The following is a 17,042-nucleotide window of genomic DNA, read 5'->3' as shown; positions in this document are numbered from 1 at the left end:
GGGTCGTCCGAGCTTCAGGCGCCGAGTAACCAATTTCCTGCGCCTTCTGGCCACGGGAACCGCACTTTCAGCGATTTCGGCTCCGGCCTTCGCACTCGATCAGTCTGTGCGGCCGATGCCGCATCTGGCTTCGTCCGAGATCGTCACCTTCGCAGTGCTCCTCGGCGTGGTATCCGCCGCCATGTTCTCCGCGATCTGGATGATCCGCCAGCGTGGGCAGATGGAACAGGAAAACGGCGAGCTGCGCGCGGCCCTTTCGGATGCAAAACACGGACTTTCGCGGCTACAGGCGCTGGTCGGAGACAAGAACAGGCGGATCGTCATCTGGGACCGGTTGTCGCAGAAACCGGAGCTTCTGGGCGAATTGCCCGCAGAGACGGGAGCGCCGCAGGACGATCGTGATTTCCTGGCGTTTGGGCGCTGGCTGAAGCCGGGTTCTGCTGCCGAGGTCGAGCGCTGCATCGAAAGGCTGCGCTCGCACGCCCAGAGCTTCGACATCGTTGTAGAAACGGCGCGCAACGAGGCTCTCGAAGCCCAGGGACGCGTTTCGGGCGGACAGGCGTTCGTGCGGTTCATCGCCCTCACCAACCTGAGAGCCGAGGCAGCAGAGCTTGCACTTGCCCGCGACCGCCTGGCGGCGTCGCTTTCGACGCTCCACGGCCTTCTCGATGCGGTGGACCTGCCCGTGTGGCAACGTTCGGCGGACGGCACTCTGGTCTGGGTCAATGCGGCCTATGCCGATGCAGTGGAAGCTTCAGGAGCCGAGCGGGCCATCCAGGAGAAGCGGGAACTCCTCCCGACGATAGCCCGGGAGAAGATCCGCGCGTCGATCACCTTCGAGCATCCGTTCAGGGACAAGGTATCCACGGTCGTGCGCGGAAGCCGCAGCTTTTTCGATGTGGTGGAGGCAAGGCGGCCCGCGGGCACGGCCGGAATAGCCGTCAACATTTCCGACATCGAGACTGTACGCGAGGAACTCAACCGGACGCTGAAAAGCCAGGCCGAAACACTCGAACACCTGGCGACACCCGTTGCCATCTTCGATGGCGGTCAGCGACTTCAGTTCTACAACCAGGCTTTCCAACGCATGTGGGAAGTCGACACCGCATTCCTTGAGAGCCGCCCGGGAAATGGCGAACTTCTCGATCGCCTGCGGGCTGCGGGCAAGCTTCCGGAACAGCTCAACTGGAAGCAGTGGAAAGAGAATGCGCTCGCCGTCTATCGTGCTATCGATACCCAGTCCGACCTCTGGCATCTGCCGAATGGCCAGACACTGCGCGTTTTCGCGACCGCGCGTCCGCAAGGCGGCGCAACCTGGGTGTTCGAGAACCTAACCGAACAGGTGGATCTCGAAACGCGATACAACACCTTGGTTCGCGTGCAGGATGAGACGATCGACCATCTCTCCGAGGGTGTGGCCGTGTTCAGCCCGAACGGGCAGATCCAGCTTTCGAACCCCGCCTTCCGTGCGCTCTGGGGCATAACCGAGGCCGAGGCCAAACCCGGCACGCATATTCGAGCGATCGAGAACGCGTGCCTCGCCTCCTATGACAGGCCGGACGGCTGGAAACGTTTCGCGGACATCATTACGAGCTTTGACGACGCCCGCCCCTCATGCCAGGGCGTCCTGGAGCTGCGAACCGGACTGGTGCTCGATTTCGCGGTGATCCCGTTGTCGAATGCCCAGACCATGCTGACCTTCGTCAACATCACCGATAGCGTGCGTGTCGAGCGCGCTCTGACGGACAAGAACGAAGCGCTACGCAAGGCGGACGCACTGAAGAACGATTTCGTTCAGCACGTCTCCTATGAACTCCGCTCGCCGTTGACCAATATTATCGGCTTTGCCGAGCTTCTGAAAACGCCGACGATGGGCGAACTCTCCGATCGGCAGGCCGAATATGTCGACCATATCGCCACCTCTTCGGCCGTGCTTCTCACCATCGTCAACGACATCCTCGACCTCGCGACCGTAGATGCCGGCATCATGGAACTGGATTTCAGCGAGATCAATCTTACCGATCTCCTGGACGACGTCGCCATGCAGTTCTCCGATCGTCTGCAGGAAAGCCATGTCACGCTGCAGATCATCGCTCCGGATTCCCTCGGCACGATCGTCGCCGATCAGCAGCGCCTGAAGCAGATCCTGATCAAGCTTTTGAGCAATGCCGCCAACTTTTCTGCTGAAGGCAGCACGATCCGCCTGAAATGCTGGCGCGAACCGGACAACGATCTTGCCTTCACCGTCTCGGATAGCGGTCCCGGCATTCCCCAGGAGGTTCTCCAGAGCGTCTTCGACCGCTTCGAAAGCCATGGCCGCCACGGGGGAGCAGGGCTTGGCCTGTCGATTGTCGAAAGTTTCGTGAGCCTCCACAACGGCACTGTCACGATCGACAGCCGAGAGGGCACCGGTACTGACGTGACCTGCCGTATTCCGTCCGCAATGCTGCCGACCGTGGTGGCCGCCGAGTAATCGGGGTATCCGTGCGATGAAGCTCGAACCGTTATTCCTTCAGGGCGAAGCCGATACGATCCGGCTCGGCGCCGATATGGCGCTTGCGGTGCGGCCCGGCGACTGCATCGCCCTTTCCGGCGATCTGGGGGCGGGAAAATCGACGTTCGCGCGCGCGCTCATACGCGCCATGGCATCGGACGATACGCTCGAGGTCCCGAGCCCGACATTTACCCTGGTGCAGACCTACGGGCTGCGCGTACCCGTCGCGCATTTCGATCTCTATCGTATCGCCGATGCGGCGGAGCTTGACGAACTCGGCTTCGAAGAGGCGCTTTCCGAGGGCATCTGCCTCGTCGAGTGGCCGGAAAAGATCGAGGACTATCTCCCGGACAGCCACGTCACCCTTCGGTTCAGCCACGAAAACGAAGGCCGGCGCGTCGAAATCTTCGGAGGTGCGGCGCTGGCGCGGCGCATCCAGCGCACGCTCGATATCCGGCTGTTTCTCAGTGAAAGCGGCTATCCGCATGCCGAGCGAGCACACCTGACTGGCGACGCATCCGTGCGGGCCTATGAGCATGTCTATGCCGGTGACGAGCGATTTGTTCTGATGGATTCGCCCCGCCATACTCCGGGTCCGATCATCCAGGATGGAAAATACTATCAGCAGATCGCCCATATCGCCGAAGACGTCATTCCCTTCGTCGCGATTGCGCGCCATCTCAAGCACCAGGGTTTCGCGACACCGGCCATTATCGAAGTGGATCTTGACAAGGGCATTCTGCTGATCGAGGACCTCGGAGGCGGAAGCGTGCTCGACAGCGACGGAAATCCAATTCCCGAGCGTTATCTCGAAAGCGTCGCCTGCCTTGCGCGACTGCATGGGTTGTCTCTCGAACGTGAGTTCGCCGTCGGTGACGGGGTGGTCCACCGGGTTCCGGACTTCGATCGCGACGCGATGCAGATCGAAGTGAGCCTGCTGACCGACTGGTACCTGCCCTGGAAGCGCGGGTCGGCGGCAAGCGATACCGAACGCTCCGAGTATCGCGCGATCTGGGACGATCTGATCGGTGAACTGCAATCGGCGGAGCACAATCTGCTCCTGAGAGACTTCCATTCTCCGAACATCATCTGGAGGCCGGATCGACAGGGCATCGACCGTGTCGGCATCATCGACTTCCAGGACGCCATGATCGGACCCACGGCCTATGACGTCGCTTCGCTGGTCCAGGACGCCCGCGTCGACATTCCAGCGGGTCTATCCAGCGCGATGATGGCGCATTATTCGGCGCTGCGCGCAGGAGCCGGGCCCTTCGATGAGGTCCGTTTTCTCGCCGACTGGCACGTCATGGCAGCGCAGCGCAATTGCAAGCTCGCCGGCATCTGGGTCCGCCTGATGCAGCGGGACGGCAAGCCCGGCTACATGAAACACATGCCGCGCACCTTCGCCTATCTGGAAACCGCACTCTCTCATCCTGCGCTCGCCCCCTTGCGCACGTGGTGCATAAAGGCTGGAATCCTCTGATCCGAATCGGAAGGACGATAGCCCGCATGAAGATCGAAAACGCCATGGTGCTTGCCGCAGGACTGGGAACCCGTTTGCGTCCGGTGACCAACACCATGCCGAAGCCGCTGGTGAAAATTTCAGGAAAGCCGATGATCGACTACGCGCTCGACGCTCTCGCTGCCGCGGGCGTGGAGCGGGCGGTCGTGAACGTGCATCATTTCGCGGACCAGATGGTCGAACACCTCTCTGGGCGCCGCCATCCCGAGATCCTGATTTCCGACGAGACGTCCGAGCTCATGAACTCGGGCGGAGGTCTCGCAAAAGGCCTATCCCTGCTCGACCGGAGGGCCGTCTTCGTGATGAACGCCGATCTGTTCTGGATCGGGGACCGCGCCGGTGACCAGTCGAACCTTCAGCGCCTCGCACGCTACTTCGACCCTGAACGCATGGACATGGCACTCCTGTGCGTGACGCTTGCCGATACCACCGGCCACAACGGGCGCAATGACTTCTCGCTTGCCGAAGATGGCAGGCTGACGCGCTACCAGGAAGGATCCGGCAGTCCCGTGGTCTATGCCGGGGCGATCGCGATGATGCCGGCGCTTCTGGACGATGCACCGAAAGACGCCTTCAACCTGAACATCTACTTCGATCGCGCCATTGCGGCCGGCAGGCTCTACGGCCTGATGATGGAGGGCCACTGGATAACGGTCGGCACGCCGGAGGCGATCGGTGCGGCGGAAGCGGCGATCGATGGATTCGCCGGAGCGGCTTGACCATGGCCCCCACCACTGCAAGCAACATCTTCACCATCGCTGCAGGACTGCCGTTTCTCAGAACGCTCGCGGAATGCCTCTGTGAAGGAAAGCTCGTTGAGGGGTTCCACTATGATCCCCGCAATCCTCATTCGCTTGCGGACGTCACGATCTATGTTCCCACCCGACGCTCGGCGCGCGTGCTTCGCTCGGAATTCCTCGACCTGCTCGGGGCACATCCATCATCCTCCCGGTTATCAAGCCACTCGGGGAGACGGACGACGACGCCGGCTTCTTCGACGAGATGCCGCCTGCTGCGCTTGATATGGCCGAGCCGCTTTCCGGGCCCGCCCGCCTGCTCGAATTGGCGGCTCTCGTCCTTGCGTGGAGAAACCGGCTTCCGGCGGCAATTACCCGGATTCACGATGAAAGCCCACTCGTGGCACCGGCGAGCCCGGCAGACGCGGTGTGGCTCTCGCGCAATCTCGCCGAGATCATCGATGCCATGGAGACCGAGGAGCTGGACTGGGAGGCGGTTGCGACACTCGACACGGCCGACCACGCTCTCTGGTGGCAACTGACGCTCGAATTCCTGAGGATCGCCAGCGTCTACTGGCCAGAGCGCCTCAAGGAACTGAATGCCTCCTCGCCATCCATACGCCGGAATGCCACGTTGCATGCCGAGGCCGAGCGTTACCGGTCGTCGCCGCATTCGGGACCCGTCGTTGTCGCCGGTTCGACCGGCTCGATACCGGCGACAGCAGCCCTCATTGGTGCAGTGGCGCAGCTCGGCAACGGTGCGGTCGTCCTGCCCGGGCTCGACACAGGCATGCCGAGGGACGAATGGATGGCGATCGGCCTGGACGCGCAGACCGGACTTCCCTCGCAGGAGCCGTCATCCCGCAGCCATCCGCAATATGGCCTGCACCGCCTTCTTTCCCAACTCGGGGTCGACCGGGACTTCGTGAGGTCCCTCGGACAAGCCTCGGACGTGCTCGCGCGACGCACGGAGTTCATCGCCAACGCGCTGTTGCCAGTCGAGGCGACGGCCAGATGGGCGGCCATTCGCGACGCGACTCGCGAAGCGGATCTCCTTTCGGCGTTCGAGGACGTGTCGCTCATCGAGGCTGCGAATGAACGGGAAGAGGCCACCGCCATCGCCATATTCCTCCGCCTGGCGCTGGAGGGAGGAGAAAACAGGCGCGTCGCTCTGATAACGCCCGATCGCAAACTTGCCCGCCGGGTTGCGGCCGAGCTCCAGCGCTTTGGCATCGATGCCGACGACTCCGCGGGAACGCCGCTGCTTTCCACCTCGCAGGGAGGACTGGTGCGCCTTCTCCTCGAAGCCGCACTACGGCCCGGCGATCCCGTCCCACTGATATCATTGCTGAAGCATCCGCTTTCCCGCTTCGGAATGTCGGCAGATCAGGCACGGGGTGCGGCGACCGCGCTGGAGCTGATCGCCCTGCGCGGGGCGTCGACTGAACTTGACGTGTCCGCGCTCGAGCCGCTTCTCGACGCCGCCCTTCAGCACCAGGCGTCGGATCTAAAGCCGCCGGCGTGGCGCGATGAGCTTCCCGAGGGCGCAGCCGAAGCTGCCCGCAATCTCGCGCGCAGGATTGGTGAAGCTGCGGAACCGCTTGCCGGCCTCCTCGTGCGCGAGGGCCGCAATGGCCGGCGCTTCAGCATGGCGAATTCCCTGGCAGACTGGGCTGAAAGAACCGGCCGCGCGCTGGAAGCCGTGGCAATCGACGAGAACGGTGACCTGGCAGGTCTGTGGTCGGACGAGGCAGGCGACAGCCTCGCGACCCTGCTGAAGGCTGTCATGGAAAGCCAAAGCCAGATACGCGCCGACGGCCCGCAGTGGTGCGACCTCTTCGAGGCATTGTGTGCCGGCGAAACAATCAAGCCCCGATCCATGCGCGATCCGCGGGTGTTCATCTTCGGAGCACTCGAATCGCGCCTGCAAAGCGTCGATGCGGTTGTCATCGGAGGGTTGAACGAAGGCACATGGCCCGGACAAACGGCCAACGACGCCTTTCTCTCCCGGACCATGAAGCTCAAGATCGGACTCGAGCCGCCGGAAAGAAGGATCGGCCAACTCGGCCACGACTTCCAGATGACGACGGCCACGCCGACCCTCATACTGACGCGCTCGCTTCGCAGCGGGACGGCCCCCACAGTCGCTTCGCGCTGGCTGCAGCGACTGCTTGCAGTCGGTGGCGACAAGCTTGCGGACGCTCTGCGCAGCCGGGGCGATGTCGTTCTCGGCTGGGTCGGGCTCCTGGATCAGGGGGATAACCAGCCCATTGCCTCCAGGCCCGAGCCCACGCCTCCGGCGGAGTTGCAGCCGCGCAGCTACTCATTCAGCGAGGTCGGCCGGCTGCGTCGCGATCCTTATGCGATCTATGCGCGCCGTGTTCTGCGGTTGCATCCACTGGATCCGTTCAACATGGATCCAGGACCGGCCGAACGTGGATCGCTCTACCATGCCATCGTCGACCGATTCGTGAGGGAGCGTACCGACAGTGGCGACAATGAAGAGCAGATGCGGCTCATCCTCACCGAGGAATTCGACAAGGCCGGCCTTCCGGCGCATATCGATGCGGTCTGGCGGCCGCGCTTCGCTGCCGTCGCGAAGGCATTTCTTTCCTGGCACGAAGATCGGCAGAAGACCATTAGCCGGAGTCTGACGGAAGTTCCGGCCTCCCTGGAGCTTGGCTTTGCTGACATGAAACTGACCGGGATCGCCGACCGGATCGACATTCTGCCCGACGGCCGTGCCGACATCATCGACTACAAGACAGGCAGCACCCCCTCGGTCAAGGTCGCGCGTTCGCTGCTTGACCCGCAGCTTGCCCTCGAAGCTGCAGCGCTGAAGGCAGGCGGATTTCGAGGTCCCGGCAAGCGCGATGCCGCTTCTCTCCTCTATGTGCGCCTCAAGCCCGGCGAGCGCTTCGCGGTGGAACAGGTCAACAACGAGGATCGGAAGTCGTCTGCGGGAAACGCCGTGAAATCCGCCATGGACCTCGCGGTGGATTCTCGTGCCGAGCTTGAGAAGTTTCTCCTGCTTCTCCTGGAGAGGCGGCGTGGCTTTGCATCCCGCCTGGTGCCGGAGAAGGAGCGCGACTATGGCGGGGAGTATGACCATCTCGCCCGCGTCGCAGAGTGGTCATCGGCCGAAGGTTCGGGAGAAGACGACGATGCTTAACGGCGACCGGCCCCAATCCGACGATCCTCGTGCCTGGCTTGACTGGACTTCCTCCAAACAGGCGGCGGCGTCAGATCCCGGCGGATCGGCCTGGGTGTCCGCCAATGCGGGATCCGGCAAGACGCACGTACTGACACAACGCGTGATCCGATTGTTGCTGGCGGGGTGCCGTCCGTCGTCGATCCTTTGCCTCACCTACACAAAGGCTGCGGCCTCGGAAATGTCGAACCGCGTATTCGAGCGTCTGGCGGAATGGGCGACGCTCTCCGATGACGATCTTGCAACGCGCGTTGCCGCGATCGAGGGTTCGATCCCGACCCCACTCAAGCTTCAGGAGGCGCGGCGGCTCTTCGCCAGAGCCCTCGAGACGCCGGGCGGATTGAAGATCCAGACAATTCACGCCTTCTGCGAGGCGTTACTTCACCAGTTTCCTCTCGAGGCAAATGTCGCTGGGCATTTCTCGGTCCTCGATGATCGTGCCGCCGAAGTACTTCTTGCCGATGCCCGTAGGACCCTGCTGACGGCGACCGCCACCGAGGACGATCCCGAGCTCACGGGCGCATTCTCGACCGTGCTCGACATCGCCGACGATACGGGACTGGAACGGCTGATCTCCGACATCATCGGCGCGCGCGGACCGATTCGGAACTTCATCGACCATGCCGGCGGCCAGGCAGGCATATCCCGGCTCCTGAGGCGGGAGATCGGCATAGATGAGGGCGAAACCGCCGCCGCAATTGCAGAAAGCTGCTGGCCGCTTGCAGACCTTCGCGACGCCACACTGGAGACATTCCTGTCGCTCGCCGACGCCCTGGGCAGCGACACCGTGAAGGCCTCGGCCGCATCCCTTCGACATATTGCCCGCATGAGCGATCCGGAAGCGAGGCGCAGCGCGCTTTTCGATCTGTTCTTCACCTCCACCGGGGCGCCGCGAAACATCGACCGTTCCTTCTTGTCGAAAAAGGTGAAGGAAGCCGCGCCGGACCTGGAAGCCGTGCTGATCGGCGCACAGAATCACCTGATCGCCTGCGATGACCGCTTGAGGCGGCTTCAGATGTTCGAGGCAACCGAAGCAGCACTCATTATCGCCGAGAGGTTGATCGGCGACTACGAGGATCTGAAGAAGAGCCGCAGCCTGCTCGACTTCGACGATCTGATCGACCGGACCGCCAACCTTCTTTCCAGGAGCGGTGTCAGTGCCTGGGTCCACTACAAGCTCGATCAGGGTATCGATCACTTCCTCGTGGACGAAGCGCAGGATACCAGCCCTCGCCAATGGGAAATCGTGAGCGCGCTCACCGGCGAGTTCTTTGACGGGGAGTCTGCACGCACCGGCGATCGCACGATCTTCGCCGTAGGCGACGAGAAGCAGTCGATCTATTCCTTCCAGGGTGCGAGGCCCGAGCGCTTCGCGTCCGAGGGGCAAGCCGCCGAGCGGCGGGCGCGGGCTGGCGATGCCCGGTTCAGCCCCATTCGCCTCCTGCTTTCGTTCCGCTCGACCCGCGACGTCCTGTCGGCCGTCGATGCCGTCTTCAAGGTTCCGGAAAACTCCCGCGGCCTCGACCCCTCCGGAAGCGGCATCGTGCATGCCTCCAACCGTGGACGCGAGCCGGGAGCTGTCGACATCTGGGAACCGATCGCTGCGACCGGCCCTATCAGCGAGGAGGATTGGACGGCCCCCTTCGATGCCGTGCCCGAAGCGGCCCCTATCAACGTTCTCGCCCGACGGATCGCCGACACGCTTTCCGCATGGATTGGGCGTGAGACGATCGTGGAGAAGGGTAAGGCGCGCCTGATGGAGCCCGGCGACGTGATCGTGCTGGTTCGCAAGCGGGACGCCTTCGTCAACGCGCTGACGCGGACCCTGAAGCAGCAGGGCCGGATACCTGTCGCCGGCGCTGACCGGTTGGTTCTGACCAAGCATATCGCGATCCAGGACCTGCTGGCGCTCGGCCGCTTCGCTGTGCTTCCGGAAGACGACCTCTCTCTGGCCGCGTTGCTGAAGAGCCCCTTCTTCAGCCTCAGCGAAGACAACCTTTTCGAACTTGCGGCGAAACGACCGGCCGCGACGAGCCTCTGGAATCACCTGAAGGCGCAGACAGCGGAGAACCTTACCGAGATCGTGAGCTGGTTGCAGGACGCTCTCTCATCTTCGCGCAAACTTCCTGTCCATGATTTCTATGCTCGGATTCTCGGGCCGCACGGCGGCCGCAGAGCATTTCTTGCCCGCTTCGGGGGAGAGGCGTCGGAAATTATCGATGAGTTCCTGACCTTTGCGCTGGATCAGGAGGAACGCGGCCTGCCCGGCCTTCAGGCATTTGTTTCGACACTGGAACTACAGGCACCGACCGTCAAGCGCGAGCAGGACAAGGGGCGGAACGAGGTTCGGATCATGACCGTACACGCCGCCAAAGGACTGGAAGCTCCCGTCGTGTTCCTCGTCGACAGCGGCGGCAAACCTTTCAGCCACAGCCATATGCCGCAGCTGCGCTTCCTTGCGGGATCCGGCGTTCCGGGCGGCATTCCCGCTTGGCTGCCGCTGAAGTCGTTTGCCAACAGTATGACAGAGGCCGACGCAGAGCGCATTCGGGAGGGGGCCGAGGAGGAGTATCGGCGGCTGCTCTACGTGGCGATGACCCGTGCTGCGGACCGGCTTGTAGTATGCGGCTATCGCGGGCAACGGGAAAACAAGGACACCTGGCAACAGATGGTGTCCTCTGCGCTGGCCCTCCAACCCGAACGATGCGTCGAAGCAACTTTCCGCACTGCGTCGGAAGAGTGGTCCGGGTACCGCTGGCGCGAGGCGGGTGCCGCCGATATCGCGCCTGGACAGGCGGAAGCCACCGAGACTGTTCATGCGTCTCCCCTTCCTGCCGCTCTTGGTCGAGCGCTTCCACCCCAACGACGCCTGCCGCGCCCCCTCAGCCCCTCCGGGGCAGGCGCGATCATCGATAGCGGCGAGGGCGACCTGATCGTCCGCTCCCCTCTTTTCAGCCTTCGCACAGGCACCGGTGCCGCTCGCTCGCTGGAACGCGGGCGGATCCTGCACCGCTTCCTGCAGATACTGCCGGGCATGGCAGCCACCGATCGCGAGGCGGCGGCTCACCGATATCTCGATCGTGCCGTTTCCAATTGGCCGGAACACGAGCGCCAGTCACTCGCGCGCGCGGCATTTGCCATCATGGAGGACCCGAGCCTCGCGGCAATCTTTTCGCCGAATGCCCGCGCCGAGGTATCTATCATGGGGACACTGCGCATCGGGTCCCGCGATTATTCGGTCTCGGGTCGTATCGACCGGATGTCAGTCGGAACCAATGCTGTGGAGATCGTCGATTTCAAGACCAACCGCGTGCCGCCATCGAAGCCGAGCGAAATCCCCTTCGAGCATCGGGCGCAGCTTGCGATCTATCGCGAAATTCTCGCGCCGCTTTATCCGGACCACGAGATCCGATGCGGTCTCATCTATACCGAGGGTCCCAGCGCCTTCTGGCTCGACGGCGCCGCGCTCGTGGCGAGCCTTGCCGAGCTCGCGACAAAGTGAGATACCGGTCATTGAAATCCGTGCGACCCCGCATCACATGAAGCGCAACCGTTAATTCACCAAGGAGCAGCCCCTTATGGCTACTGTAAAAGTCGACAATTCCAATTTCCAGGCTGAGGTTCTCAATTCCGCCGAGCCGGTGGTCGTGGACTTCTGGGCTGAATGGTGCGGCCCGTGCAAGATGATCGCACCGGCGCTCGAGGAAATCTCCGCAGAGCTCGCAGGCCGCGTGAAGGTCGCCAAGCTGAACATCGACGAGAACCCGGAACTCGCCGCACAGTTCGGCGTGCGCTCCATTCCGACGCTTGCCGTATTCAAGGACGGCCAGGTGGCCGACATCAAGGTCGGTGCCGCACCGAAGACGGCGCTCAGCTCCTGGATCTCGACCGCAGCGGCGTAAGCTGAATTGTTTGTTCGAACTCGAAGCCCGGCTTTCCAGCCGGGCTTTTTTCATTTCGGCGGGGTGCCATTGTCGGCAAGAACGTCGCCCACCAGATAGAGCGAACCGCCGATCAGGATCCGCGGCGCCACGTTGTCTTCCTCAACGATCTTCGCAATCGCCGCAAGCGCGTCGGCCACGCTTGACAGCGGTTCGGCGTCGAGCCCCGCTTCCGCCGCGTCGGCCGCCAGGCTCACCGGATCGATAGCTGCGTCGGAATGGCGGATCGGAACTGTGAAGACCCGTTCCGCGATACCGCGGAAGGCCTCGAAATAACCCACGGGATCCTTGGTGTTGATCATGCCTGTTATGAGGAAAAGCGGCCGCGGGTCGCGGTCCTCGAGATTGGCCATGGTTTCGGCGATAACCCTCCCGGCACCGGGATTGTGCCCGCCATCCACCCAGATTTCGGAGGTTCTCGGCGCGATCCCCGCAAGCTTGCCGTAGGTCAGCCGCTGAAGCCTCCCAGGCCAGTCGACCGACGTCAGTCCTTTTTCGAGGGCTGTTTCGGACACGACGAAACCGGCGGCCTTGACCGCGCGGATGGCCGCCGCCGCATTCGCATACTGATGCCGCCCGGGCAGGCGCGGCAGAGGAAGATCGTGCAAACCGTCTTCGTCCTGATAGATCAGGCGCCCGAACTCCTCATGCGCGAGGAAGTCCTGGCCATAGACCGAAAAGGGGCAGCCAAGCCGTTCGGCAGTGGCGATCAGCACGTCGCGCGCCGCATCGTGCTCCTGATGACCGATGACCACCGGCACGCCGCGTTTCATGATCCCCGCCTTTTCCGCAGCGATCAGCTCCACGCGATCGCCAAGATAGGCCTGGTGGTCGAGCGAGATCGGCATGATGACGGAAACGGCAGGGTTCGTGATCACGTTCGTCGCGTCGAAGCGACCGCCGAGGCCGACCTCGAGAACGGCCACATCCGCCGGATGCTCGGAAAACAGAAGGAAGGTGACCGCTGTCAAAATCTCGAAGACAGTGATCTTCTGACCGTCATTGGCGTCGGCAACGCGGCGAACCGCATCGGCAAGGACAGGATCGGCCACCAGTTCGCCGGGCAAGCCCTTGCGACCGAGACGATAGCGCTCATGCCAGTTCACGAGATGCGGCGAGGTGTGGACGTGGACCGCGAGACCGGATGCCTCGAGAATCGAGCGGCTGAAGGCGGAAACCGACCCTTTGCCATTCGTTCCCGCGACATGAATCACGGGAGGGAGGCGCGTCTGCGGATTGCCGAGGGTCTCCAGCAACCGCGAGATACGATTGAGCGACAGATCGAAGCCCTTGGGATGCAGAGCCAGGAGTTTCTCGATCTCCCGGCCCGCTTCGGTGGTCTCGGTCGTCATCGCCCGCCCGGTCGTTCAGATTCAGGCCTGCGCCGCAATCGGCGCAAGTACGGTGGCGGAGGCCGGCTTCGTCTTCTCGGTCGCGACGGACTTCTTCAGCAGTATCTTCAACAACCGCGCAAGCGTCGCCGGAATATCGTGCCGCTTGACGACCATGTCGACCATGCCGTGGGCGAGAAGGTACTCGGAGGTCTGGAAACCCTCGGGCAGCTTTTCGCGGATCGTCTGCTCAATGACGCGCTTGCCTGCGAAGCAGATTTCTGCGCCCGGTTCCGCAAGGTGGATATCTCCAAGCATCGCGTAGGATGCCGTCACACCGCCCGTCGTCGGATTGGTGAGGACAACGATGTAGGGCAGCCCTGCTTCCTTCAGCATTTCGACCGCAACTGTGGTGCGCGGGAGCTGCATCAGCGACAAAATACCTTCCTGCATGCGGGCACCGCCCGAGGCCGGAAACATCACCAAGGGGCACTTCTCGGCGATCGCGCGCTCGAACGCCTTGACGATCGCCTCGCCTGCAGCAATGCCGAGCGAGCCGCCCATGAAGCTGAATTCATGCACGACCGCGACGAGCTTCAGGCCCTGGACGCGACCGACACCGGCCACGATCGTATCTTCGAGCTCGGTCTTAAGGCGGCTATCCTTCAGGCGGTCGGTGTATTTCTTCGAGTCGCGGAATTTCAGCGGGTCCTGCGGCACCTTGGGCTGCTGCAGCGCCTCGTAGACGCCTTCGTCGAACAGGTCCTTCAGCCGTGCCTTCGCCGGCATCTTCATATGGTAGCCCGAGGCAGGGATAACCCACTTGTTTTCCTCAAGATCCCGATGGAAGACCATCTCACCCGTCTCAGGGCACTTGATCCAGAGATTTTCCGGAACCTCTCTACGGCCGAGCATCGAGTTGATTTTCGGCCGAACGTAATTGGTGATCCAGTTCACTTTGAAAACTCCTGAATTGGTTGTCCCCTAGATGGGGACCTCACTCGGCTGCCGCAAGTCGAGCGGTCCGTACACCGGCCGCAAGGCTGCGCACCAACGTCTCCACGCCGGCGACGGTGGCTCCCGAGGCTTCTCCCTCCGCCGTCAGGCTGGAGGCAATCTGGTTGACGATTGCAGTGCCGACCACGACACCGTCCGCGGATGCTCCGATGGCGCGCGCGTGTTCTGCAGTCTTGACGCCGAACCCGACGCAAACCGGCAGTCTCGTGTGACCCTTGATCCGCTGGACAGCCCCGAAACAACCGAAGGATCGGGCAAGGCAGAACCGGTGATGCCGTTCATCGAGACATAATAGACGAAACCCGACGTGTTCTTGAGAACAGCCGGAAGCCGCTTCTCGTCGGTTGTCGGTGTCGCCAGACGAATGAAGTTCACGCCCTTCGCAATCGCCGGGATGCAAAGCTCGTCATCCATTTCCGGAGGAAGATCCACAACGATCAGGCCATCGATACCGGCTTCCAGCGCATCATCAAGGAAGCGGTCGACGCCGTAAATATAGATCGGATTGTAGTATCCCATCAGAACGATGGGGGTGGAGTCGTCGAACTTGCGGAAGTCACGTGCCATCTGGATGGTCTTGGCGAGGGTCTGCCCGCCTTTGAGGGCGCGCTGGCCTGCAAGCTGGATGGCCGGACCATCCGCCATCGGATCCGAGAAGGGCATACCGAGTTCGATCACGTCGGAGCCTGCTTCCGGAAGTGCCTTCATGATCGCCAGCGAGCTTGCGTAGTCCGGATCACCCCCATGAAATAGGTGACGAGCGCCGGCCGACCTTCTGCCGCCAGATCCGCAAAACGTTTGTCCATGCGTGCAGTCATATTAAAGCTCCAAGCCGAGGATCTTGCCTACGGTGAAGATGTCCTTGTCGCCACGACCCGAAAGATTCATCAGGATTATTTCGTCCTTGCCCATCTTCGGTGCGCGCTTGATCACCTCGGCAAGCGCATGGCTCGGTTCCAGTGCCGGAATTATACCCTCGAGGCGCGTCAGCGTCTGGAACGCTTCCAGTGCTTCATGATCCATGATCGGAACATATTCGGCACGGCCGATATCGTTGAGCCAGGAATGCTCCGGACCGATGCCGGGATAATCGAGGCCGGCGGAGATCGAATGGCCTTCCTTGATCTGTCCGTCGCCATCCTGAAGGAGATAGGTGCGGTTTCCGTGGAGGACGCCCGGGGAGCCGGCCGTGATCGATGCGCAGTGCTCGTCTCCCGAAAGCCCCTTGCCGCCCGCTTCCACGCCGACGATCTTTACGCTCTTGTCGTCAAGGAAGGGATGGAAGATGCCGATCGCGTTTGACCCGCCGCCGACGGCCGCAATGACCACGTCGGGCAAACGGCCCTCGGCCGCAAGAATCTGTTCGCGCGCTTCCTGGCCGATGACCGACTGGAAATCTCGAACCATCTCCGGATAGGGATGCGGGCCGGCAGCGGTGCCGATCAGATAGTATGTATCGTCAACATTGGTGACCCAGTCGCGCAATGCCTCGTTCATCGCATCCTTCAGCGTGCCGTGTCCGGCCGTCACCGGCTTTACCTCGGCCCCGAGGAGCTTCATGCGGAAAACGTTCGGAGCCTGACGCTCGACATCCGTCGCGCCCATGTAGACCACGCAGGGAAGACCGAAGCGCGCTGCAACCGTCGCCGAGGCAACTCCGTGCTGGCCGGCACCGGTCTCGGCGATTATGCGCGTCTTGCCCATGCGCTTGGCAAGCAGGATCTGCCCGATGCAATTGTTGATCTTGTGCGAGCCGGTGTGGTTCAGCTCTTCGCGCTTGAAGTAGATTTTCGCGCCGCCCAGTTCCGCCGTCAGGCGCTCGGCGAAATAGAGCGGGCTCGGCCGGCCGATGTAGTGGGCGCCTAGATGCGCCAATTCCGCCTTGAATTGCGGATCGGATTTGGCTTCGTTCCATTTGTCCTGGAGATCCAGGATCAGTGGCATAAGCGTTTCGGCAACGAAGCGACCGCCATAAATGCCGAAACGTCCGTCCTCGTCGGGGCCTTCACGAAACGAGTTCAAGTTCGGTGACTGGTTCACATCCTGCTCCCTGAGGCCGCGGCTGAGTTGACAGAGCGCCGCACCGCCTCGAAAAACGCCTGCATCAATTCGAGATCCTTGACGCCCGGCCTGCTCTCGACACCTGAAGACACATCGATACCAGGGGCGTTGGTCGTTGCCAGCGCCTCGGCGATATTGTCTTTATTCAATCCACCGGAAAGCATGTAATCGACATCGCCGTCAAGCAGCCGCATGAGATGCCAGTCGAAAGACACGCCGTTTCCGCCGGGCAGGTCCGATCCGACCGGCGGTTTTGCATCGAACAGGAAACGGTCGGCTATCCCAACGTAAGGCTCGACGCGTTTCAGATCGTCAGCACTGCGAACCGAAAGCGCCTTCATGACCGGCAGGCCATAGAGCGTCTTGACGTTGAGCACCCGTTCGGGGCTCTCGCTGCCGTGCAGCTGCAGCACGTCAGGTTTCAGCAATGCGATGATCTCGTCCAGCTCGTCATTGTCGACGTCGACGGTTACCGCAACGATCTTGGCCTTGCCTCGCACCCGATCGGCAAGACGCCCGGCGTCTGCAGGCTCGATGTAGCGCGGGCTCTTCTCGAAGAAAATGAAGCCGATATGGGTCGCGCCCTGTGAAACGGCTTCTTCAACCGCTTCCTCGGTCTTCAATCCGCAGATCTTGATATCAATTCCCATGGCAGGGAACTCGCACGAAATCGGCCGAGAGTCGAGATGAAAGAAGGGGTGCGGAAGCGCAGAAATGCGGCTTGAACT

9 protein-coding genes and 2 pseudogenes are annotated in these 17,042 nt (G+C 62.3%); 6 read left to right on the top strand and 5 right to left on the bottom strand.

Going from position 1 to position 17,042, the window contains the following annotated elements; genetic code table 11:
• Positions 1-115: 115 nt before the first annotated feature.
• The 6 genes and pseudogenes from F3Y30_RS03145 (at position 116) to trxA (ending at position 11,866) form a co-directional block, all read left to right on the top strand.
• Positions 116-2,473: a PAS domain-containing sensor histidine kinase gene (locus tag F3Y30_RS03145; RefSeq protein WP_246752939.1), complete on the top strand. Its 2,358-nt coding sequence runs from the start codon at positions 116-118 to the stop codon at positions 2,471-2,473.
• A gap of 16 nt (positions 2,474-2,489) precedes the next feature.
• Positions 2,490-3,977 carry a tRNA (adenosine(37)-N6)-threonylcarbamoyltransferase complex ATPase subunit type 1 TsaE gene (gene tsaE, locus F3Y30_RS03140; RefSeq protein ID WP_203425111.1) on the top strand — a complete coding sequence of 496 codons (1,488 nt, stop codon included), beginning with the start codon at positions 2,490-2,492 and terminating at the stop codon, positions 3,975-3,977.
• Between the two features lie 26 nt (positions 3,978-4,003).
• Positions 4,004-4,735, top strand: a complete 732-nt coding sequence (locus F3Y30_RS03135) for a nucleotidyltransferase family protein (RefSeq protein ID WP_203425110.1) — start codon at positions 4,004-4,006, stop codon at positions 4,733-4,735.
• A gap of 2 nt (positions 4,736-4,737) precedes the next feature.
• A pseudogene (gene addB, locus F3Y30_RS03130) lies at positions 4,738-7,925 on the top strand (double-strand break repair protein AddB).
• Positions 7,918-11,466, top strand: a complete 3,549-nt coding sequence (addA, locus tag F3Y30_RS03125; RefSeq protein ID WP_203426462.1) for a double-strand break repair helicase AddA — start codon at positions 7,918-7,920, stop codon at positions 11,464-11,466. The pseudogene addB and the gene addA overlap by 8 nt, the downstream one beginning before the upstream one ends.
• Before the next feature lie 76 nt (positions 11,467-11,542).
• A complete protein-coding gene (gene trxA, locus F3Y30_RS03120) occupies positions 11,543-11,866 on the top strand; it encodes a thioredoxin (protein ID WP_203425109.1) in 324 nt (107 codons plus the stop codon).
• A 50-nt stretch (positions 11,867-11,916) separates the two neighbouring features.
• On the opposite strand, the gene F3Y30_RS03115 is transcribed toward trxA, so the two are convergent.
• The 5 genes and pseudogenes from F3Y30_RS03115 to F3Y30_RS03095 all read right to left on the bottom strand — a co-directional run bounded on the left by F3Y30_RS03115 (position 11,917) and on the right by F3Y30_RS03095 (position 16,964).
• Positions 11,917-13,257: a folylpolyglutamate synthase/dihydrofolate synthase family protein gene (locus F3Y30_RS03115; RefSeq protein WP_203425108.1), complete on the bottom strand. Its 1,341-nt coding sequence runs from the start codon at positions 13,255-13,257 to the stop codon at positions 11,917-11,919.
• Positions 13,258-13,278: 21 nt separating this feature from the next.
• Positions 13,279-14,193, bottom strand: a complete 915-nt coding sequence (gene accD, locus F3Y30_RS03110) for an acetyl-CoA carboxylase, carboxyltransferase subunit beta (protein ID WP_203425107.1) — start codon at positions 14,191-14,193, stop codon at positions 13,279-13,281.
• Between the two features lie 40 nt (positions 14,194-14,233).
• A pseudogene (trpA, locus tag F3Y30_RS03105) lies at positions 14,234-15,071 on the bottom strand (tryptophan synthase subunit alpha).
• Position 15,072: 1 nt separating this feature from the next.
• Positions 15,073-16,293, bottom strand: a complete 1,221-nt coding sequence (gene trpB / locus F3Y30_RS03100) for a tryptophan synthase subunit beta (protein WP_203425106.1) — start codon at positions 16,291-16,293, stop codon at positions 15,073-15,075.
• The gene (locus tag F3Y30_RS03095; RefSeq protein WP_203425105.1) at positions 16,290-16,964 is read right to left on the bottom strand and encodes a phosphoribosylanthranilate isomerase; all 675 of its coding nucleotides are present in this window, start codon (positions 16,962-16,964) and stop codon (positions 16,290-16,292) included. The genes trpB and F3Y30_RS03095 overlap by 4 nt, the downstream gene beginning before the upstream one ends.
• Positions 16,965-17,042: the final 78 nt, after the last annotated feature.

It is taken from the genome of Sinorhizobium sp. BG8 (assembly GCF_016864555.1).
GTDB lineage: Bacteria > Pseudomonadota > Alphaproteobacteria > Rhizobiales > Rhizobiaceae > BG8.
The sequence above is the reverse complement of the archived record's forward strand: the minus strand, read 5'-3'. Positions and strand labels throughout refer to the sequence as shown.

Excerpts from the sequence above, each read along its gene's own strand:
- F3Y30_RS03145 (WP_246752939.1), top strand. The coding sequence starts at position 116 with ATGCCGCATCTGGCTTCGTCCGAGATCGTCACCTTCGCAGTGCTCCTC.
- tsaE (WP_203425111.1), top strand. The coding sequence starts at position 2,490 with ATGAAGCTCGAACCGTTATTCCTTCAGGGCGAAGCCGATACGATCCGG.
- F3Y30_RS03135 (WP_203425110.1), top strand. The coding sequence starts at position 4,004 with ATGAAGATCGAAAACGCCATGGTGCTTGCCGCAGGACTGGGAACCCGT.
- addA (WP_203426462.1), top strand. The coding sequence starts at position 7,918 with ATGCTTAACGGCGACCGGCCCCAATCCGACGATCCTCGTGCCTGGCTT.
- trxA (WP_203425109.1), top strand. The coding sequence starts at position 11,543 with ATGGCTACTGTAAAAGTCGACAATTCCAATTTCCAGGCTGAGGTTCTC.
- F3Y30_RS03115 (WP_203425108.1), bottom strand. The coding sequence starts at position 13,257 with ATGACGACCGAGACCACCGAAGCGGGCCGGGAGATCGAGAAACTCCTG.
- F3Y30_RS03095 (WP_203425105.1), bottom strand. The coding sequence starts at position 16,964 with ATGGGAATTGATATCAAGATCTGCGGATTGAAGACCGAGGAAGCGGTT.